The organism is Caballeronia sp. SEWSISQ10-4 2 (genome assembly GCF_030464885.1).
Classification (GTDB): domain Bacteria; phylum Pseudomonadota; class Gammaproteobacteria; order Burkholderiales; family Burkholderiaceae; genus Caballeronia.
This window is the reverse complement of record NZ_JALPRJ010000014.1, coordinates 78877-98362: the sequence shown is the minus strand read 5'-3', so window position 1 is coordinate 98362 and position 19486 is coordinate 78877. Positions and strand designations below refer to the sequence as shown.

Genomic DNA, 19486 nt, shown 5'->3' with positions numbered 1-19486 from the left:
GAGCAAGGTTACCAGGATGAGAGCGGTGAATTGCTTTACATCGGCTCGGTAACGGCCACGGTAAGCCGCCATGTCACCGTCCAACCCCAGCTCGCGGGCGGCACTGAAATGCGACCGGTTAGCGCCGTTATCTCCTGGCTCATCAGGGCGAAGTAACAGCCACCCTCCCCTCGTGAGGCCGTCCATTGTCGGGGCATCCCCTAGCGCCTCCCCTTGCGCCGCTGGCACGGCCCGCGCCGGCTCGGGTAACAAGAAGCCCGCTATCGGGCTTGCACCTGAATTGCGGGATCGACTGCAGCGCGGCGCAGCCAGGAAACGCGCGCGGCGTGGCGCGCCAGGGGAGGGCTTGGCGCGGTACCCATCCGTGCAGGATGACCTGAGCTACATTGACGCGAAAACGTTCCGCCGTTCGCGCCGCGCGCTGCAATAGTTGATGTGCCTCGTCACCCGCGTAAAAGTATTCGTTTGCCGTTCGGGCCGCTGACGACAACGCGCATAACCGGCATCTCAACACTCCAACTGAATGTGGCCGATGAAGCCGAATTCATTGACGTTGCCGATGAACTGACCGCATACGGCTTGCACGTGAAAGTTGCATCCATCCCGCGCGACCGTGATGAACGTTACGCACTCGCCGATATGCTCGCTCCAGGAACTAGAGGTAGCAGCACTCCCTCAAATTTCATTTTTTTTGCAAGAATCGACCGTCACAAACTTAGCGCTTGGCCGATGTGTTCGTAGAGTCGATTTCGCCCGTTCACCCCGAGCCTTTGCCGACATATACGCCGACCTACCCATGTGCACCCGCCTGCCGGTTGCCGAAACAGGATGAGACTGCATGATCACTGGCTAACGCTGGGTCACAACTGCGTCGCGTGGTTATTGAAAGGCTGTAACACGCCTGAAAGGATCAAGAGTGGTCGCGACTGCTTCAGGAAGCAGAGATGGAAAACTGACCAGTGGAAAATGCAAATTCATTTTAAATCATTGGGTTGGATAGATAATCGAGTGAACAAAAGTGCTTCAGTCGAGCGCGATCATCATGCATGTGGACTATAATGCACATGTTTTCAAACATGGAATACACATGGGTAAGGCACTCGAAGTCCGGGCGCGCAAGTCCACGAACGTCACATTGCCGCCTGAAGTCCTGGCGCGGGCCAAGGAGCTGGGGATCAACCTTTCGCGCGCGAGTGAGCGTGGCGTGCGCGAAGAAATTCAGGAGACTGAGGCTCGCCGTTGGGCCGACGACAATGCCGAGTTGGTCGCAGCATACACTGCGATGGTTGAACGCGACGGGCTGCCGCTCGCGAAATACAGAACGTTTTAATGGCGCGTTTTGATCTCTACGGTAACCCCGACGATCAGACGCGGCGCCTTGCGCCGTACCTGCTCGACGTGCAGAGCACGCATGTCGGAATCTTGCCCACGCGCATCGTGATTCCTTTGCGACCTACCCCGGATCTCGGGTTCTCAGGCAAACCGTCCGATTTGCTGCCGGTCTTCGAGATCAATGGCGAGAAACACTTCCTCGACACGCCTGCCATGAGCGCTGTTCCGTTGAACGCGCTCGGCAGGCGCATCGGCTCCCTTGCGGATCACCGCGATGCCATATTGGCCGCGCTCGACCGGATCTTCGGCGCCCACTGACCGAAGGCAACATGGCGACGGTCGGTCTCGCAGGCGAAAACTGGCCAAGGTGCGGACATCAGCGGATCTTTTGACACTCGGCGTTGCGCGCTAAAGTTGATCGCCAACGTCTTATGCTTCCATCTATCTCACTGCCCGGCACTGCCGCCCTCCTCGTGATTCGTGAACTGCTGTGTCATGTGAGTCACAGACTTAACATGCTTTCATTGGGGTTTGGTCTTCGCTCGGCCCAGCAGACGCAAATGATTCGTATAGCTGACGAAAATGTGGTTTAGTTTATGTCAAATAATTTAGATAACTAAACTATTGTCTATTGCGATCTCTGCTTGAGCCGGTGCCTAGTGTTCTTCAAAGCCGGAATCCTTGCGCGCGACCAGTTTCGTCTGATTGCTTACAGCCGGTTCGTGAAATCGATCTGCTCACGCCGCTTCGCCGTTGCAGCTATCGATAAATGGATAACGTCGAAGTTGCTGGCCGGGAATAAGACCATCGAAGCTTCGCACCCAGACACATTTTGCCTTGGAGCCTGTCGTACAGCGCATTGCCCAGATCGACGCGAAGCTCAGCAATTGTAAATTCGAGAGGTCCATGTACATTCACGACATGGGCGGCAATATCCTTCTCTTGGGCAGGCAAGTTGCAGGCGATAAGACTTGGCCAATTTGCCTCGAATTTATGATTAATTCAGCATCCCAAAATCGTCAGCCACAGACTAGACCGTGCCTGATCGCATAGCGCATCAGCTCTGCGTTGTTGCCTAGTCCGAGCTTTTGCATGAGGCGCATTTTGTGGGTGCTGATGGTCTTCGCACTAAGCGCCAATCCGAGCGCGGTGTCGTTGATACTCCTGCCGGCAGCGAGTATCTGCAGTACTTGAAACTCACGGCCGGACAGGACCTCGTACGGAGGCGCGTCGCCCTCGTAGGTCTCGAAGATAATCGCGTCCACCAACTTCGGATCAATAAATCGCCCGCCGCTGGCGAGCTGACGAATCGCAGCAAGCAGGACATCCGGATCGCTGTTCTTTGTCACATAGCCGGTGGCGCCCGCACGCAGCGCGCGCGATGCGACGTGAGCTTCGTTACAGGTGCTGAAAACGAGCACCGGCAATCGCGGCCTCTCGGCACGCACACGGCGGATCAGGTCGACGCCGCTGATGCCGGGCATCGCCATCTCCAGCAAGACCAGATCGACATAGCCGATGCGTAGTTTGTCGACCACCTCGAAGCCTCGCGCTGCTTCGTCGGCGACGGCGATATCGGTCGTCGCCGCGATGATCCGCCTCAACCCGCAACGCACCAGCACGTGACCGTCTGCAATCAGGATCTTGATCATTTCGCTTCTCCACTGTCGAGCCGAATGTGGATCGACATCACCGTCAAATCGACAAAAGCAACGACTTACGCAACTTTCACGCCGCATCTCGCTGTCTCCGTCAGCCTCTGCCCAAAAAACGTGCCGGAGCCCCGGCACGTTTTTTGGCCAGTCGCAAGGAATCGTGGGCGACCACCTCAACAGCGCGATGCCCATCAAAGCAAGAATTCGGGCGAAAAACGGGCATCCGCTTCTGGTGATCAGCGGCAGCCTAATTTCGTCAAGGTGCGCTAACGTGGCTTGACGAAGAACACAGTACAACTGACAACACAGTTCCCGCTCTCGAAGCTTTGAATGGTGCGTCACACGAGGACCTTTCAGTCTTTTCCATCAACTTCTCGTTCAATCTCGCTGTTGCTGCAACCAGCCCGTGTTCCCTTTGCCACGACGCAGCTTGTGCCCGAGAAGTCCGATCTCGTCGCACGATTGGCAAAGGGCTATCGCGACAACACGTCTACGGTTACTGGCGTAGATGCGAATTTCTAACTGATGACATTGGGGTGCCGGTTAAGCCCGCCCATGCTAACCGTATTGGACATCGGTTGTCGGTCGGAAAAGAAATTGGCGATATTACTGCACGCGCCCAAGATTTCCCCACTACGGTCCACGCATCAGAACGTAGATTTTAATTCTGTAACAAACTCGCTCGCAGTCCCGTTCACTCACTTTTTCCGCTTGCAGAAGATCACACTCCGGGAAAGGAATCGCTCATGACGCCGCAGAACTACTGGCTCAGACGCAACATCGACATGAAACGTCACACCTGATGCGCCCTTATAAACGCTGCAAACTCTTCGATCGAAGCCATGCCGTCATCCAGCATCGGAGCGTAGAGTTGCCAACCATGGAACATGCCGTCAAAAATTTTCAATTCAGCCGCCACGCCGACTGCCTTCATCCGCGCAACAACCGTGATCGAGTCGTCATGCAATCTCTCCCAACTACCCACATGCACCAGCGTCGGAGGCAGACCGGTAAAGTCCGAATAGAACGGCGTCACTTTGGGCGACTTGTGGTCGCCGACGCAAAGATAGCAAGACGTCAACAGGTTCAACAGTTCTGTGGAAATGACTGGATCGTCGGGCACCTTCCAATGAGAGGCACCCTCCTTCGCGAAATCCAACCAGGGCGACGCCAGCGTCAACGAACTAGGTAGCGCAAGCCCAGCCTCCTTGGCGTGCACCGCGGTGGCAAGCGCCAAATTGCCTCCCCCTGAATCTCCGCTTAAAGCCACACTGCCAGGGGTGTAACCCTGACTCAGGGCCCATTTATACACAGCGAATGCATCATTGTGGGCGGCGGGAGCTGGATTTTCGGGGGCGAGGCGGTAATCGGGCACCAACGTGGCGCTCCCCGCGGCGCGTGCCAAGTTGGAAGCGATGACTCGGTGTGTGCGACTCGAACCAAAGACGAAGCCACCGCCGTGATAAAAAATGATGAGGCGCGAGTCATCCCCACCTTTGGGCAAGATCAAATCGCCCTCACATGGACCACACTTCACGCGCTTGATTTTGACGTTTTCCGCCACGGGCAGGTAGCTCGTAACCTCGTCTAGCCATGCGCGCATCATGTCCGGCGTGGCATTTGTTGGAGGGGGATTTTCGGCACCGATTTCAAGAATTCTTGCCAGTTGTTGCATGGACATCTTCGTTCTCCTGATGATTTAGGGGGCAACGCCCCCGATTGACGTCATTTCCTCCCCGACCTTTGTGTTGGTTTTACCCTTTTATCAGCAATTCCATGCGCCGATCGGCGCCCAATTTTTCAGACAAGCAGCCGACAATTGCCATTGTGTAATCCAGATACACAAGATTATGATCATGCGCCAAAATTGTCAATACGGAGTCTTGCTCAATAAGATAAGAGCCTGAAGGTGCGGGTGTGATTCCGACGAGGAATGAGCCTGGGGAAACGGCGATTGGCAGCCGGCCAGTGCGGCGGGTCGATCATCATCACCGGAAGGTGATCAATATGAACGAAGCGCGAGGGGCGCGTCGTGCAGACCAAGACCCGGCAGACCAGGCCGGTAACGATCGGCATTCACCGCGCGCCGCCGCTCCGAGGCACGTCCCCGGCTCATCCCATCGAAAGCGTCCATCAGGGCGACCTCGACGGTGTCGAGGGCCTGTATCACATCAGCGATTGTTTGTGTCACGCAGTGGGAGATGGCATCCACGGTGCAAACGATCTCCGAGGTATATCTATCATCCATCATCAAGCCAGATGCTCGATCAGTTTCTATTCGTGATCATGGGCTCTCACGTTGACAACGGCGGCGAGTACGTCAATCATCGGGCGGCTGGGATGTCGAACAAGCTGAATATCGAGTTCACGCGTAGTCGCCCGCGACACAGCAACGATAACGGTCTAGCGAAGACCAACAACGGCGTGGTGGTGCGCAAGATGTAACGCCCAACTGCCGTTAGCCGCGACTAGTGTCTTTCGGCAACTGCGCAATGAGTTGGCGCGCGACGGTGCTCAGAATCTCACTTGATAAGACGGGATTGTTAACGGCACGCGATAACCCAATTGCCCCTAGCATGCTGCAGAGGATGGCTAAAGCTTTGGCGCGCCTCTCGGCGGGCTGTTGATCAGCCATTCTTTCTTGGAAGAATTCAAGATTGCGAGTGATCCTTTTCGTGTAAATATCGCGAATCGTCTCGCTGCTCCGGCCGACATCTCCCAGTAGTGCGCCCATCGCGCAACCGCTGCCCGGATCATCCCTATGTTGCTTGGAAAGGTACCCACGAATCGACGCTGCGAGGTCGTCCGCGTTGTCCTCCCAGACGTCGAGGTCCTTGAAAGCGGCCGCAAGCGCCTCCGCGACCAGCTCTTCACGCGACTCGAAGTGCTTATAAAAACCTCCCACTGTGAGTCCGGCCTCCCGCATTACGTCTGCGACTCCGATTCCGTCGATTCCTAGCTCACGGAACCGCTTCGCAGCGATCTCAAGGATCGCATCATGAGATGCCGCCTTATCCGCTTGTGAGTGCCCCATTTGTCCACGACCTAAGAGTTGACTCGTTGATCCTTACTTAAGATTTCAAGCATAATCTTAATCACTTGCGTCGACAAGTCCGATGGCATCAACTTACCAGCGGCGCACCTGAGGGAAGTCCTCCAGCTCCTGGCCTGACGAGCGTGCAGCCTAATCCACGGATAGCACGCAATGTCGGCAATCGAGTAAGCCTCGGCGATGTAGTCGCTATCCCGGAGCCGCTCATCGATCCCGCTTGTATCCTGCCTCGACTGCGAGAGGGCCATGCGAGGCATTTAGAGGTGCGGCACAGTGGATGCGAAGGCGTCGATCTTTATCGCGCGCTCAGCCAGCGCTGCTAGGCGTGGAAAATTCACCGGGGTGACAACATCGGGAAGGACAAACTGAGCAGCCGCCTCGTAGCAGACGACGGCCATGATGTCGGCCTGGCTGAGCGTGTCGTTCACGTACCAGCCATCTCCGGCCTCCTCCTCGAGGATCTTGTACCCGACAATCGCCTGCTCGGCGAAACCCTCTATCGCAGACTGCAGGCGATAGTTTTCCGGGCGCAGGCTTTCGTCGAATAAGGCGCTGAGCTTCGGGTAGATGGCAAGGCCGACCCCGACAAGTTGCAATGCCCTAAGACGCGGGGCGCCGGACTGCGGGAGGAGAGCCTTCTCGGGCCCGACCATCTCGTGCAACACGTCAATGATGCCGGCGCTATCGATCAGGACTTCGCCGCTATCCAGAACGAGCGCCGGCACCTTGCCCATCGGACTGTAGCGTCGAACTTCTTCCTTGTCGGTATAGGCGTTGAGGTTGAGATGCTCGAATGGAATTCCGAGCAGCTTCATCGTGATAGCAGTTCGGCGCGTAAATCCGGAAATCCAGGGGCCAACAAGTTTCATCGTTTTCTCCATATTAGGACTAGTGTCAAAGCTTCAGAACTGTTCTTTGAACGGGCGGACATCCAGCTCCTGCGTCCAAGCGGACGGATGCTGCAGATGGAGTTGCCAATAAGTCTCAGCGACCGCATTGGTGTTGAGCATGCCGTTCTCACCGAGCTGCTCGAAGGCGCCAGGGAACAGCGACCGCACTCGCTCTCCATCGATCGCGCCGTCGACGATGACGTGCGCGACATGAATGCCCTGCGGCCCGAACTCGCGCGCCATGCTCTGCGAGATCATGCGCAGACCCGCCTTGCTCGCGGCGAACTGGGCAAAACCAGGCATGCCGCGAAGCGATCCCGTGGCCCCGGTGAAGAAGATGGAGCCGCGGCCGAGCGGCACAAAACGTCGCGCCGCCTCACGGCCCACCAGAAATCCCCCGAGAGTGTTCATCCGCCAGAAGTCCTCGAACGTCGAGGCGTCCATCTGTCGAAAATCGATCTTCAGGTTCCTACCGACGTTATAGGTGACCAGGTCGGCGGGACCGCCATCCTCGTCGCTGGTCATTGCAGCATCGAACAGTCGGATGACATCATCTTCCTGCGTCGTATCGATGGCATAGGCGCTCGCGCGGCCACCGTTGTGCCGGATCGCGGCTGCAACCCTCTCCACTTTTTCGAGCGTGCGTCCGGCGACCAGGACGTGGCGACCGTTAGCTGCATAGCAACGGCTTAACGCCGCCCCAAGACCATCCTCAGCACCGACACCCACAACAACAGCCTTCGCAAGCAACATAAAGCACTCCTTATCTTTGATTAGCGACGGGGTCATCTGACCCAACCTAAGAGTCAATGTTGACCACAATTGTCAATGAACCCACATCCTGGCTGCTGATTTGGGTGACCTCACGACAATTCCATCGGCACAAACCCGGACGGCGAAACCGTCGAGGCGTTCATCCCGTTGAAGACTCTTCGAGCCAGCGTCTGATATTGGCGACTGTGTCCCGGTAGAAGGTTTCGTAGAGCCCCCGCGACACGTAGCCGATGTGCGGCGTCGCAAGCACGTTAGTCATCGTCCGGAAAGGGTGGTTCGGCGTGAGCGGCTCCTGATCGAATACGTCGATCGCCGCTCCCGCGATTTTCCGGGCACGAAGTACTTCAACCAAGTCGGACTCAGTGACAATCGGAGCGCGAGAGGTATTTATCAAACGGGCCGTCGATTTCATCAGGGACAGTTCTTCGGCTCCGACCAAACCCCTTGTTCTTTGGCTCAGGACGAGGTGGACGCTCAAGAAATCGGCCTGCTTGAACAACGCTTCCTTCGATACCAACTCTGCACCGGCCGCCGCAGCGCGCTCCGGGGTGAGGTTCTCGCTCCAGGCGATTACATTCATTCCGAATGCCAAGCCGATCCTGGCGACTTCTCGACCGACATTGCCAAGCCCTAGGACGGCAAGTGTCTTTCCCGATAGATCGTCGCCAACGGACTGCTGCCAACCTCCTCGTCTCAAGGACTCGCCTTCGCTTGCGATGTGGCGGGCGCTACCAATTTGGAATACTAAAAATTCTCAATATCTCCCCAATTGAGGTGTGCGTACCCATGTCAGACTTTGCTCTGTTTCAGCTCCAATCTGGAGTTCGATCGTAATTCACAATCAGTATTACGATCGAACTCTACAATGTCAAGTTATTTCTTCGTGAGGGACTGTGGGATATCCGCAGGTAGACCATCAGGCATGCCCGGGCGCTGTGCCTACTTAGGCATCCGTCGAAGAGAGACTGCTGTCATCAACTACTGTATCCGGAGACCAGGTTCGCTTCGCTGATGTGCTATGGGTTGAGCGTTGAGTTGCTGACGGAAGTCCTGCCGATCGCCGAAGAGATCAGCCCCACGTCCGTGCGGCGCCACCGTGCGTGATCTGCAGCACTATCTCAGCCCGGAATCCGAACATCTGCTCGACTGGTTCCACATCACCATGCGCTTGACCGTCATGAGGCAGATGATCAAGGGGATGACGGCGGAACTGACGCCCGGCGACAAATGCCCGGAAACTGCAACGGGGCTGGCCGATCTGGAGAAACACCTGGAAAGCGTCAAATGGAATCTCTGGCATGGCAATGTTCCGCACGCCCTGCAACGGATTGATGACCTGGACGACGATCTGGAGATGCTGGAAGAGAGCCTGGCAAACAAGAAGAAACCAGAGAAGGCAGTACGGGAATTCCGCACCTATATCGGGACCAACCAGGCGTTCATTCCGAACTACGGCGACCGCTACCGGCACGATAAGACGATTTCCACGGCGTTTGTCGAGTCGACCGTGAACTATGTGGTCAGCAAGCGCTCTGTGAAAAAGCATCAGATGCGTTGGACCCAGCGCGGCGCGCATCTGCTGCTGCAAACCCGCGTGCAGGTCCTGAACGACGATCTGCGGAAAACCTTCGTTCGCTGGTTTCCCGGAATGAGACCGGAAGAACCAGCGGCGCTAAAGGAGGCGGCATAGAAGTTTCAGCCCCCGGAATGGCGCACTCTCGACAGGCGGCCGCATCGCGCGCCGGCATCGCCACACGATAACCGCCCTCGGAAAACCGGCTCGCTATCGCGGCGCCGGCTCCTGGACCGACGGCCTGTGACCAGCGCAAGGGGCTTTGCCGCGTCGGCCATGGTCAGGCTTTCGCCCCGCCAATATAGGCGCCGAGATTGAGCTCGATCTCGACGAGCCCTTTTTCGGCGATCCGCTGCCCGAAGCCTGGCATGCGGGCCTGAAAGCCCGACCAGGATAGTGAGCCCACATATTCGCCATAGGCTGCGAAGAGATCGCCCTGCGGCGGCAGCGATGCCCGATTGATCTGAGCCTTGCCCGCGGCCAGCGCCTGTCGGTCGAACGAGGCTAAGCGGGCTGCAAGCTTCTCCACGAACCCGTCAAGCTCTGCGTCGGGAAGGGCGCGCGTCACCCATCCCCATTTCTCCGCCAGATCGGCATCATAGTCGTCGCTGCTCAGGATTGCCTCTAGGGCACGATCCCGGCCGACAAAGCGGGGCAACCGTTCGCTGCCGCCTCCGCCCGGAAGAATGCCTGTGCCGACCTCAGGCTGACCGAAGATCGCCTTCTCGCAACTGGCATAGCGAAGATCGAAGGCAAGTGTCAGTTCGTTGCCGCCGCCTCGGGTCCTGCCCCGGATGGACGCGATGCTGATGAACGGCGCCTCGGTCATCCGCACGACGAGATCGGTCCAAGTCGGCTTGGCCTCGACGCCCGGCAGAGCCGGGAAGTCCGACGCATAATTGAGATCGAAGTGGTTGAAGAAAAACTCGGACAGGCTGCTCGAGAACAGCACAACCTTGATGTCCGGATCCTCGCTCAACTCGACGACGATCTCGTGCAGCCGCGAAACCGTCTCGGGGACGATCAGATTCGCAGGCGGATTCGAGAATGTCACCTTGGCGATATGAGGGCTCAGCCGGTCCAGGCTGATGGTGCTGGATTCTGTCATCTTCTGCTCCTGTTGAATTCTTCATGGCCGCCCTGGCGGTGGTCGCGTTGGTTTACGGCGCAGCGAAGAAGTGTGCGGCTTCTTCGGCGAACTCTTCATTAAACTGGAAGTGCGCGCCATGCCCGGAATCCGGGTAAAGGATAAGCCGGGCATCCGGCAGATTCTGCTGAAGGATGTAGGAATTGATGGTCGGCACCATGATGTCGTTCTTGCCGTTGACAACGAGCGTGCGCTGCTTGATCTTCTTCAAATCGCCGTAGCGGTCTGTCGCAGGGATCGCACCCCATTTGGCAAGAGCGACGAGCTGGGCCTCGGCGACCTGGGGCTTCGCTTCCGGTTCGCGGTCCACCTTTCGCGCGGCGATCCGCTCGAGCCAAGCCTTGCCCGCCGCGTAGCTCGCCGGGCTCTTCAAAAAGAACAGGTCGAGCGTGCGTTCCTGCGGGGTGCTGTTGGGTCGATTGACGATCTCCTGCACCTCGGGCGTATATTCCTGCATGCCTTCGCCGCCCGACGGGCCGGTGCCTGCGAGGAGGATGCGCCGCACCAGTTCGGGCGCGTCAAGCACCACCTGCTGCGCGACCATGCCGCCGAGCGAGAAACCGAACAGATCGATCTGCTTCAGCCCGAGCGCCTTGACGAAGGCGATGATGTCGGCCGCGGTAGCGGGGATCGAGTCCGGCATCTCGCCACTCGAGCGACCGACGCCCCGATAATCGACCAGGATCACCGGGCGGTCTTGTGCCAGGCGGTTGGAGTGGATCGGATCGAAATTGTTGATCGTGCCGGTGAAATGCTGAAAGCACACCACCGGCGGGGCGCCCTGCTTGCCGAAGTGACGATAGGCGAGGCTCACACCGCCGATATCCTGGAACTGGGTCGGCGCGGTGGCGGCGAGATCGACTTGAGGCATTTGGTTCTCCTTGTTGTTCTGAATTGAAAGGGCGGGAACTCAGGCGCTAACGTCGACGACGGTGCTGCCCTGAACCTTGCCCTGGAAGATCCGCGCGACAATTTCGGGACCGTCGGCAAGGCCGATAGTCTGTGTCGTGCGGGTGAGTTCTGCGGCACTACTGCCGTAGCTGATCACCCGCCCGGGACCTGTGCGTCATCACCGGCGCCACGATGTCGCTCGTCCGCGCCATCGATACAACTTCGCGTAACAGAACATGTCTGCGCATCGCACGCTTTTCAAACACTCCATTCCGTACACACTCCGTCATCCTTAAGAAGCGCCACCATGATTTCGATCGAAACCCGCAACCAGTTGGAGGTGAGCGCGATCCCATCGGTTTTCCCTTACACGGTGCTCAATGCTCCGGAGACCCCGACGGGGCTTCGCCGGCGGCAAGCTTGAGCAGTTCGACGCACCGGCGGAACCCGTTGCCTGAAAAACTCCGATGACCAAAATCCTGGTCACGGGAGCGACTGGCAGGCTGGGCGGCCAAGTGGTCGAATTCCTGCTGCGTGGTGTTTGGGCCTCACGTCGATCACCTCGCCATCAAGGTGATCCGTGCGCCAAAGCGGATGTGGTGAGTTCTTTGCGAGGAGAAGGACGTCCATCTTACATATGACTGTCGATGAAGCGCAGGGTGCGGCCCCAAGCGATTTGAGCTGCTTCGGGGGCAAAGCTATCGCGTTCGTCGCACTGGAAGCCGTGATCAGCGTTATAGGTGTAGACATCGACCGACGGCTGCTTCGACTTGATCGTCTCGACGTCGCTCATCGGGATGTGCGCGTCCAACTCACCGAAATGCAGCATGGTCGGGACTTTCGGGGACTGATCCGCCATCCCAACGATCTGGCCACCGTAATAGCCGACTGCCACCGAGAAGCCCGGCAGATTGACCGCCGCGCCATAGGTCAGCGTTCCGCCGAGGCAGAAGCCGGTGACCGCGAGCTTGCCGACGTCAGCAATCGCCTCGCGTGCGGCAGCGACGTCCAACATCCAGGCCTGCATTGGTGGATTGTTGGCGACAAAGCGCATTGCGCCCTGCACTTCTTCCGGCGAATAGCCGCATTCGAACCCCGCTTCAATGCGATCGAACAGGGCCGGCGCAATCGCGACGTAACCGAGCGCAGCAAAACGGTCGGCGACTGAGCGAATGTGGTGATTGACGCCGAAGATTTCCTGAATGACGACGATGCCGCCCTTGGGCGCCCCCGCTGGATCGACGCGATAGGCACCGAACTCGTGGCCGTCGCTGGCAGTCAATTTGATGTGCGTTCCCATGGATGGAATCCTTTGCTTTGAGGAAAATAGGAAGTCGAAGACCCCCAACCCGGACCAATTTAGCCCCGCTTGCGCAATCCTCTAACGCGCTGCGTCGCCGCGGCGGTACTCTGCAGAGAGGTCGTCGAGCTTCGTCTTCAGTTCCGGTAGGAGGTTATAGTCCGCGGCAGCGAGCGTGTCGGTCAATTGCTCGGTTCGGCTCGCACCGAGAATGACGGACGTAATAGCCGGGTTCGCCAGAATCCAGGCGACTGCCAGTTTCGGCAGCGCTTCGCCTTCCTCGCCAGCGATCTCACGCAGCTTGCCGACCGTCACGAACTCGGGCTGATGCCAGTAGCGGGCCTTATACGTGGCGCCGAACTGTCCGACTTCCGCCGAAAAACGTCCCTTTTCCGGCTTATCGTCCAGCTGATATTTCCCGCTAAGGAGGCCACCGGCCAGCGGGTTGAATGGGATCACCGCTAGGTTTTCCTCTTGAGCCAGCGGCAACAGTTCCCGCTCGATCTCCCGGAACAGAAGGTTGTACCGAGGCTGCACCGAGACGAAGCGCACTAACCTCAGCGTATCCTGGCGGCCGATAGCGCGGGCCAATCGATAGGCCAGAAAATTTGAAACGCCTATATAGCGGGCCTTGCCCGAACGGACGATGGCGTCGAGCGCTTCGGCGGTCTCATCCAGCGGCGTCACCGGGTCATCCATGTGGAGTTGATAGAGATCCACATAGTCGGTGTTCAAACGCCGCAGGGATGCGTTGATCGCGTCAAGAAGGTGCTTGCGAGACGAGCCACGATCCCAAGGGGATGACCCCATCGGCCCTCCCGCCTTGGTCCCCAGAATGAATCTGTTGCGCTTGCCTTTCAGCCAGCGGCCGGTGATTTCCTCTGCTCGGCCGACTTCAGGCAAATCTGCGCCGCCCGGGTAGACGTCCGCAGTGTCGATGAAATTCACACCGGCGTCCGCCGCCTTGTCGAAGACCCGAATCGACTCGGCTTCATCGGTCTGTTTGCCGAATGTTCCTGTGCCTAAGCAGAGACGGGAGACAGACAGACCCGTTCGGCTGAACTTCGTGAACTGCATGAAAATCCCCCCGCGATGTGATTTTTGGACAAATCGGGCCGTGTCTCCGACGTTTCACGCCCAACAGAAAGGATGCCGAATTCTGCCGCCAAGCTCGCCAGGACGCGGCGCTGTCTAACCGCTAGGCTTCTCGATCCAAAACGCTTTCGACGATCGGACCATTTCTTCTCTCGAATGCGCTGCATCAGCTTCACCGCGCAATTGGGGCGAACTTGGAAGTGCCGGGCCGTAGCGTGCGTTCATCCGCGCTCGGTTTGCGGCGTGATCCGCACGGATCTGTGAAGCAGATACACCACGAAGAATTGGAGGACGGCGATAAAGAGTGGCCCAGCGCATTTCCCAAGATCATGCTCAAACAGACCGATTCCGGCATCCAGCAATTGCATGGCGCCGGCGAGCGCACCCAGGATCAGCAACGAAGGCGCCGCCTGCTTGTAGATCGCCCCCAATGCGAACAATGCCAGAGGAATTGTGCGTGCCGCCGCGTACATCGCCAATATCAACGACGCCTCCGTTGGAACGGATTCGGCAGGGACCAGATATTGCGGACGAATGATCGCCGCGATGGAAAAACCGCTCGCGACCAGGACATTGATTGCCGTGACCAGCGAAGCTAGCCGCATCGCCTTTATTGTTGTCATTGATTCCTCTCTCTGATTGAAGACTGTTCGATCCAGCGCCTGATATTGGCGACTGTGTCCCGGTAGAAGGTTTCGTAGAGCCCCCGCGACACGTAGCCGATGTGCGGCGTCGCAAGCACGTTAGTCATCGTCCGGAAAGGGTGGTTCGGCGTGAGCGGCTCCTGATCGAATACGTCGATCGCCGCTCCCGCGATTTTCCGGGCACGAAGTACTTCAACCAAGTCGGACTCAGTGACAATCGGAGCGCGAGAGGTATTTATCAAACGGGCCGTCGATTTCATCAGGGACAGTTCTTCGGCTCCGACCAAACCCCTTGTTCTTTGGCTCAGGACGAGGTGGACGCTCAAGAAATCGGCCTGCTTGAACAACGCTTCCTTCGATACCAACTCTGCACCGGCCGCCGCAGCGCGCTCCGGGGTGAGGTTCTCGCTCCAGGCGATTACATTCATTCCGAATGCCAAGCCGATCCTGGCGACTTCTCGACCGACATTGCCAAGCCCTAGGACGGCAAGTGTCTTTCCCGATAGATCGTCGCCAACGGACTGCTGCCAACCTCCTCGTCTCAAGGACTCGCCTTCGCTTGCGATGTGGCGGGCGCTACCAAGAATGAGCGCCCATGTCAGTTCGACGGTGGGGGTGGATGTATAACCCGTGTGAGCGACCTTGATCCCCTGCCGATCGGCGGTATCGGTATCAATCGAGGCATTGCGAGGTGCAGTCGACGCGATCAGCTTGAGGCTCGGCAGGCGTTGCAAAATGTCGCGGGTGAGGGGCGTTCTCTCCCGCATCACGCACACGACAGCAAATGGCTTCAGTCTTGCGACGACCGCATCTGCTTCCGCCAGATGGTCATGGAAGATAGTGATGCTCGCCCACGGCTTCAGCGATGACCAGTCGGCAAGCGAGAGAGCGGCGTGCTGGTAATCGTCCAGGACGGCAATCCCGATCGGACCGCCATCGATGTGCATCTTCTCCTGGGCTTCGGGTTGCGCAATATCAGCCAATCCGTTGGGGAAGAACGCGCGCGCTGTCGCCACGATGTTCAGAGCCTCGCGTAGCAGCTTGATCTTTCCGTTTTCCACGTGGATGTAGCCAAAGAAATGCTGCTTGAACGGCCGCTGAGTCGTGACGGCGAGCGCATCCACCTTGTATTCGGCAAATGCACGCTCCGGGGTATCAATCAGCACGACCGCGTCCCTGAACTCCCACTCAGGAACAAGCTGGAGAAGCAATGCATACAGAGATTCAATTTCGGCGAGCCCTTTGTATTGCGACTGCATGCCGAGGTCTGCCAGATACGGAAGCTCGACAACTCCATCTTCAGCGAACAAGGCGGCGGCCTCCTTCGGGTTGTGCGCCAGAGTGAGGAACTCATTCAAAAGTTGCGCTGCGGTTTTCATGGCTGATTTCCACATGAATTTCACGCCGGTAGCGACCGCGGATCGATATTTGGAGTACTAACAATTCCCAATATCTCCCCAATTGAGGTCTGCGTACCCATGTCAGACTTTGCTCTGTTTCAGCTCTAATCTGGAGTCCGATCATAATTCACAATCAGTATTATGATCGAACTCTACAATGTCAAGCTATTTCTTCGTGAGGGACTGTGGGATATCCGCAGGTAGACCTATCCGCAGGCAGACCATAAGGCATGCCCGGGCGCTGTGCCTACTTAGGCATCCGTCAAAGAGAGACTGCTGCCATCAAGCGTCGGCGCGACAGGTAAACGTTGGCTAGCGCCAGCGCCACGAAGGCCCGGTTCGCATTCTTCGCCAGCCCGCGATAGCGCGCCTTGGTAAAGCCCCACAGTCGCTTGACCACCGCGAAGACATGCTCGACCCGAGCGCGGATCTTCGACTTGCTGCGGTTCTTGCCACGCTGCGCCTCATCGACTTCCCTGCCAGCGCCGCGTGCGCGCTAATTCGTGAAATCGCGAGCCTTGGGCGCCTTGCTGTGGATCAGCGCCTTCTGGCTGGGATACGCGCTGTCGCCATAGACGCACCGCTCCCGTCCATGCAGCAGTTGCGGCAGCGGATGCTTGTCATGCACGTTGGCCGGCGTGAGCACCGCGCTGTGCACCAGGCCGCTCTGGCTGTCCACCCCGATATCACATCACATCCGGCCAAACGATCCGGCCACGCTGTTCGATTTCATGGAACAGCACCGACCCGGTTCGTGGCTGATTTCGGCGTTCGTATGTTGCCGGACCTCATGAATCACGCGCCGATCGCACGAACCATCGTTCAAATGAATTGGTGACCCCACAAACCATCGCGACTGTAAGAGTCGCTTTTTTGTAAAATCTCGATATTAATGTTGACAATCGAGATTTATGGATTGATGATGGTGGCGGAATTTAGTGAGACTTCGAACCTGTCCGCACAAAAGCGGGCACACGGGCACTTCGAAAAGAGGTGTTTAGGGAGGAAATCAACCATGACACAACAACGTTGCAGCGGCGCCCGACCGGGCGTGTTGCTCCATCGCCCCGCTACTTCATTCGACCAATGGAAAGCGGTGTTCGGACTATGCCGGCGTTCGGCGCCGGTTCAATTTTTCAATTCGGCACGTCCATGAGCACGGCCCTTTCCGCGACACGGCCCGAAGTCGGCCGTATGGTCCAGACGGGCCCATGGCGTACAAATGTTCTGGAAATGGGTGAAGGCCCACCGGTGATTCTTGTACATGGATCCGGTCCGGGCGTTTCGGCATACGCCAATTGGCGTCTGACGATGCCGGCGCTCGCATCCCGTTTCCGTGTGATTGCACCCGATATGTTCGGCTTTGGTTTTAGTGAAGGTCCGGATGACCTCGTATGCAGCATCGGGACGTGGACAGGCCAATTATTCGATCTGATGGATATGCTTGGCCTTGAGCAGGTCGATCTCGTTGGCAATTCATTCGGAGGGGCGGTGGCGCTCGCGGCCGCCATTTCCCGGCCCGAGCGCGTAAGGCGGCTGGTGTTGTGCGGTAGTGTTGGTGTCCCGTTCCCAATAACGCCTGGTTTGGACGCAGTGTGGGGTTATGAGCCGGCGCTTGAAAACATGAAGCGTTTGCTTGATTTCTTCGCCTTCGACGGTGACTTGATTACCGATGAGCTCGTGGGGCTGCGCTACCGCGCGAGTATTGAGCCGGGATTTCAAAAATCGTATTCCGGCTTGTTCCCGGCGCCGCGGCAGCGTTGGGTCGAAGCCTTGACCTCGGACGAGGCCGCGATCGCTGGGCTTCCGCACGAAACTTTGATTCTTCACGGTCGTGAGGATCGCGTAATTCCGGCCTCCAATAGTTTTCGCCTCTTTGAGCTAATTCAACGAGCCCAACTCCACGTGTTTGGCCGCTGCGGTCACTGGACTCAAATCGAACGTGCCAAGCATTTTCCCGAGTTGATAGCTCAATTCCTCGAATAAGAAATTCCGACGATGAGTTGTCTTAGGGGTCACCGCGAGATTTGTTCAAAATCGTGCGGCGACCCCAAGTACGAGGTGACGGTGGAACGGCTTGAGCCCGACACCAGCCGCCGCAAGGGCCGGAACACCCGCCATAAACTGCGCCAGAAAGGCGCGCTGAACACAAACGGAAAGTCGGTCGCGACGACGTACGGAACCGACCCAACGCTGCCTTCGCAGGGAACAAGCCTGAATTGGGGGGCAATGGAACAACACGCCCGATCGGACGCTGCTGCAACGTTGTAGTGTCATGGCTCATTGGAACGTCGAGGGACACGATCAGGTAGATGCCGGAAGTTCGTGCGACTTGGCCGAGACATTGAGGAAGCGACGTTCCCATTGGATCGCATTCGCATCTTCGGCGCGACGCGCCGAGCGAATGCAGGAATGTAGTTGAGGCCTTGATGGCGAAAACACCTACGGCTCGGGATCTGCCGGGGTATCGAAACGAACCGGCAAGATGCTCATAGGTACCTTGAATCTGGGGAGGTAAATGATTCTATTAAGTTAGTACTATTAAATAAATGGAGGAGACATGAGGCAAATCACAGTTGTATCAGTCATCGCTGCGGCGACCCAGCTGGGCGGTTGGTGTACGCCTGCGCAGGCGCAGAGCGTTGTGTTCTACGGTCTCGTCGATACCGGTGTTGAATATATTCACAACGCGAATCCGGCCGGCCAGTCGGTCGTGCGTATGCAGGGCCTCACGGGAGAGCTTCCGTCGCGCTGGGGTGTGAAGGGGTCCGAGCCGCTCGGTGATGGCTATAACGCTATATTTACGCTCGAAAGCGGTTTTAACGCCGGTACCGGCACCCTGGGTCAGGGAGGGAGGCTGTTCGGTCGGCAAGCCTTCGTCGGACTTGATGGGCCGCTCGGCGCATTGACCTTCGGTCGTCAGTACACGATGTTGGCATGGGGATCGCTGTATGCCGATTTCATTGGGCCGGGCATATATGGGATCGATTCGTTTGATTCGGGTTTCGAGGTCCCGCGTAGCGACAACACCGTGGCCTACCGGAAAAGCTTCGATGGCCTGACCGTTGGCGCAAGCTATTCGTTTGGCCGGGACGCGTCGCCTGCGGGAGGTTCAAACACGCCGGGCGAAGGCACATGCGCGGGCAGCATTCCAGGCAACGCCGAGGCATGCCGCGAATGGTCCGCGATGCTGGGGTATGACGCAAAAAACTGGGGCACTACGGTGGTCTACGATCGCCAGAACGGTGGTCCGGGCGCCTCCGTCAATATGTTTAATGGTCTCACGCCCCTGCCTATGGCGGATAGCGGAAATAGAGACTCGCGCCTGTTAGTGGACGGCTACTTGAAGTTCGACAAGTTCATCTTCAGTGCGGTATGGATAAACCGGCGCGTCAAGGCAGATTCTCTGGTGACGCCCGACGTTACGTCGAATCAGTTTGTGCTGGAAGGGGAATACAAGGTGACGCCATCGCTGACAATTGACAGCTTGGTGCAGCGCATCGTCAACAGCCAGCAAGATACGCGGGCGACCATGGAGATGATGCGCGCCACTTATTCGCTATCTGCGCGCACGGCGGTCTATGCGCAGGTAGCCTTCCTGCAGAATAGCCGGAATGCAGCTTACGCGGTTAGCGCCGCTGGCGGCACGCCGGCCAAGGGAATGAATCAGGCGGCCGCCATGCTTGGGATGCGGCATTCGTTCTAGGGGCTGTTTGCATCTGCCGAAATCTTT

Annotated in this window: 17 protein-coding genes and 3 pseudogenes; 6 read left to right on the top strand and 14 right to left on the bottom strand. The window is 57.8% G+C overall.

Annotated features, from left to right (window positions below; all coding sequences use genetic code 11):
- The first annotated feature begins 1087 nt into the window (after window positions 1-1087).
- Together M0D69_RS12125 and M0D69_RS12120 are read left to right on the top strand one after the other, a co-directional pair.
- Window positions 1088-1330 (top strand): type II toxin-antitoxin system CcdA family antitoxin, encoded by a 243-nt coding sequence (locus M0D69_RS12125; protein WP_301782253.1) that lies wholly within the window; start codon window positions 1088-1090, stop codon window positions 1328-1330.
- Entirely contained in the window at window positions 1330-1650 is a 321-nt protein-coding gene (locus M0D69_RS12120; RefSeq protein WP_301782252.1) for a CcdB family protein, read from the top strand. The genes M0D69_RS12125 and M0D69_RS12120 overlap by 1 nt, the downstream gene beginning before the upstream one ends.
- Window positions 1651-2003: 353 nt before the next feature.
- On the opposite strand, the pseudogene M0D69_RS43745 reads toward M0D69_RS12120, so the two are convergent.
- From M0D69_RS43745 to M0D69_RS12110, 3 genes and pseudogenes are all read right to left on the bottom strand, one after another.
- Window positions 2004-2205: pseudogene (locus M0D69_RS43745) on the bottom strand (transporter substrate-binding domain-containing protein); the annotation flags it as partial.
- Window positions 2206-2351: 146 nt separating this feature from the next.
- On the bottom strand, window positions 2352-2984 hold the full coding sequence (locus M0D69_RS12115) for a response regulator transcription factor (RefSeq protein WP_301782251.1): 633 nt from the start codon (window positions 2982-2984) through the stop codon (window positions 2352-2354).
- 796 nt (window positions 2985-3780) lie between these two features.
- Window positions 3781-4668: an alpha/beta hydrolase gene (locus M0D69_RS12110; protein ID WP_301782250.1), complete on the bottom strand. Its 888-nt coding sequence runs from the start codon at window positions 4666-4668 to the stop codon at window positions 3781-3783.
- 578 nt (window positions 4669-5246) lie between these two features.
- On the opposite strand from M0D69_RS12110, the gene M0D69_RS12105 reads away from it, so the two are divergent.
- Window positions 5247-5432, top strand: coding sequence for a hypothetical protein (locus tag M0D69_RS12105; protein ID WP_301782249.1), 186 nt, complete (start codon window positions 5247-5249; stop codon window positions 5430-5432).
- Window positions 5433-5445: 13 nt separating this feature from the next.
- Here the strand turns inward: M0D69_RS12105 and M0D69_RS12100 are convergent, their stop codons facing one another.
- From M0D69_RS12100 to M0D69_RS12085, 4 genes are all read right to left on the bottom strand, one after another.
- A complete protein-coding gene (locus M0D69_RS12100) occupies window positions 5446-6021 on the bottom strand; it encodes a TetR/AcrR family transcriptional regulator (RefSeq protein WP_301782248.1) in 576 nt (191 codons plus the stop codon).
- Between the two features lie 275 nt (window positions 6022-6296).
- Complete coding sequence (locus M0D69_RS12095) at window positions 6297-6908, bottom strand: glutathione S-transferase N-terminal domain-containing protein (protein ID WP_301782247.1); 612 nt, start codon at window positions 6906-6908, stop codon at window positions 6297-6299.
- A gap of 33 nt (window positions 6909-6941) precedes the next feature.
- On the bottom strand, window positions 6942-7682 hold the full coding sequence (locus tag M0D69_RS12090) for an SDR family NAD(P)-dependent oxidoreductase (protein ID WP_301782246.1): 741 nt from the start codon (window positions 7680-7682) through the stop codon (window positions 6942-6944).
- A 160-nt stretch (window positions 7683-7842) separates the two neighbouring features.
- Entirely contained in the window at window positions 7843-8439 is a 597-nt protein-coding gene (locus tag M0D69_RS12085; RefSeq protein WP_301782289.1) for an NAD(P)-dependent oxidoreductase, read from the bottom strand.
- A 239-nt stretch (window positions 8440-8678) separates the two neighbouring features.
- Between M0D69_RS12085 and M0D69_RS12080 the strand changes: the two are divergent.
- Window positions 8679-9393, top strand: a pseudogene (locus tag M0D69_RS12080) (hypothetical protein); the annotation flags it as partial.
- A gap of 163 nt (window positions 9394-9556) precedes the next feature.
- On the opposite strand, the gene M0D69_RS12075 reads toward M0D69_RS12080, so the two are convergent.
- From M0D69_RS12075 to M0D69_RS12040, 7 genes and pseudogenes are all read right to left on the bottom strand, one after another.
- Window positions 9557-10384: an enoyl-CoA hydratase/isomerase family protein gene (locus tag M0D69_RS12075; RefSeq protein ID WP_301782245.1), complete on the bottom strand. Its 828-nt coding sequence runs from the start codon at window positions 10382-10384 to the stop codon at window positions 9557-9559.
- A gap of 52 nt (window positions 10385-10436) precedes the next feature.
- The gene (locus M0D69_RS12070) at window positions 10437-11294 is read right to left on the bottom strand and encodes an alpha/beta fold hydrolase (protein WP_301782244.1); all 858 of its coding nucleotides are present in this window, start codon (window positions 11292-11294) and stop codon (window positions 10437-10439) included.
- A gap of 651 nt (window positions 11295-11945) precedes the next feature.
- On the bottom strand, window positions 11946-12662 hold the full coding sequence (locus M0D69_RS12065; RefSeq protein ID WP_301782243.1) for a dienelactone hydrolase family protein: 717 nt from the start codon (window positions 12660-12662) through the stop codon (window positions 11946-11948).
- Between the two features lie 33 nt (window positions 12663-12695).
- Complete coding sequence (locus M0D69_RS12060; protein WP_301782242.1) at window positions 12696-13691, bottom strand: aldo/keto reductase; 996 nt, start codon at window positions 13689-13691, stop codon at window positions 12696-12698.
- Window positions 13692-13930: 239 nt separating this feature from the next.
- A complete protein-coding gene (locus tag M0D69_RS12055) occupies window positions 13931-14332 on the bottom strand; it encodes a hypothetical protein (RefSeq protein WP_301782241.1) in 402 nt (133 codons plus the stop codon).
- On the bottom strand, window positions 14329-15732 hold the full coding sequence (locus M0D69_RS12050) for an NAD(P)-dependent oxidoreductase (RefSeq protein ID WP_367619705.1): 1404 nt from the start codon (window positions 15730-15732) through the stop codon (window positions 14329-14331). Before M0D69_RS12050 ends, M0D69_RS12055 begins: the two co-directional genes overlap by 4 nt.
- Before the next feature lie 283 nt (window positions 15733-16015).
- Window positions 16016-16438, bottom strand: a pseudogene (locus tag M0D69_RS12040) (transposase); the annotation flags it as partial.
- A 509-nt stretch (window positions 16439-16947) separates the two neighbouring features.
- On the opposite strand from M0D69_RS12040, the gene M0D69_RS12035 reads away from it, so the two are divergent.
- On the top strand, window positions 16948-17739 hold the full coding sequence (locus M0D69_RS12035) for an alpha/beta fold hydrolase (protein WP_301782287.1): 792 nt from the start codon (window positions 16948-16950) through the stop codon (window positions 17737-17739).
- A 574-nt stretch (window positions 17740-18313) separates the two neighbouring features.
- Window positions 18314-19459 carry a porin gene (locus M0D69_RS12030; RefSeq protein ID WP_301782240.1) on the top strand — a complete coding sequence of 382 codons (1146 nt, stop codon included), beginning with the start codon at window positions 18314-18316 and terminating at the stop codon, window positions 19457-19459.
- The last annotated feature ends 27 nt before the right edge of the window (window positions 19460-19486 follow it).

What these genes read in the sequence shown, in the direction of transcription:
- M0D69_RS12125 (WP_301782253.1), top strand. Translation starts at nt 1,088, where the DNA reads ATGGGTAAGGCACTCGAAGTCCGGGCGCGCAAGTCCACGAACGTCACA.
- M0D69_RS12120 (WP_301782252.1), top strand. Translation starts at nt 1,330, where the DNA reads ATGGCGCGTTTTGATCTCTACGGTAACCCCGACGATCAGACGCGGCGC.
- M0D69_RS12115 (WP_301782251.1), bottom strand. Translation starts at nt 2,984, where the DNA reads ATGATCAAGATCCTGATTGCAGACGGTCACGTGCTGGTGCGTTGCGGG.
- M0D69_RS12110 (WP_301782250.1), bottom strand. Translation starts at nt 4,668, where the DNA reads ATGTCCATGCAACAACTGGCAAGAATTCTTGAAATCGGTGCCGAAAAT.
- M0D69_RS12105 (WP_301782249.1), top strand. Translation starts at nt 5,247, where the DNA reads ATGCTCGATCAGTTTCTATTCGTGATCATGGGCTCTCACGTTGACAAC.
- M0D69_RS12100 (WP_301782248.1), bottom strand. Translation starts at nt 6,021, where the DNA reads ATGGGGCACTCACAAGCGGATAAGGCGGCATCTCATGATGCGATCCTT.
- M0D69_RS12095 (WP_301782247.1), bottom strand. Translation starts at nt 6,908, where the DNA reads ATGAAACTTGTTGGCCCCTGGATTTCCGGATTTACGCGCCGAACTGCT.
- M0D69_RS12090 (WP_301782246.1), bottom strand. Translation starts at nt 7,682, where the DNA reads ATGTTGCTTGCGAAGGCTGTTGTTGTGGGTGTCGGTGCTGAGGATGGT.
- M0D69_RS12075 (WP_301782245.1), bottom strand. Translation starts at nt 10,384, where the DNA reads ATGACAGAATCCAGCACCATCAGCCTGGACCGGCTGAGCCCTCATATC.
- M0D69_RS12070 (WP_301782244.1), bottom strand. Translation starts at nt 11,294, where the DNA reads ATGCCTCAAGTCGATCTCGCCGCCACCGCGCCGACCCAGTTCCAGGAT.
- M0D69_RS12060 (WP_301782242.1), bottom strand. Translation starts at nt 13,691, where the DNA reads ATGCAGTTCACGAAGTTCAGCCGAACGGGTCTGTCTGTCTCCCGTCTC.
- M0D69_RS12055 (WP_301782241.1), bottom strand. Translation starts at nt 14,332, where the DNA reads ATGACAACAATAAAGGCGATGCGGCTAGCTTCGCTGGTCACGGCAATC.
- M0D69_RS12050 (WP_367619705.1), bottom strand. Translation starts at nt 15,732, where the DNA reads ATGAAAACCGCAGCGCAACTTTTGAATGAGTTCCTCACTCTGGCGCAC.
- M0D69_RS12035 (WP_301782287.1), top strand. Translation starts at nt 16,948, where the DNA reads ATGGTCCAGACGGGCCCATGGCGTACAAATGTTCTGGAAATGGGTGAA.
- M0D69_RS12030 (WP_301782240.1), top strand. Translation starts at nt 18,314, where the DNA reads ATGAGGCAAATCACAGTTGTATCAGTCATCGCTGCGGCGACCCAGCTG.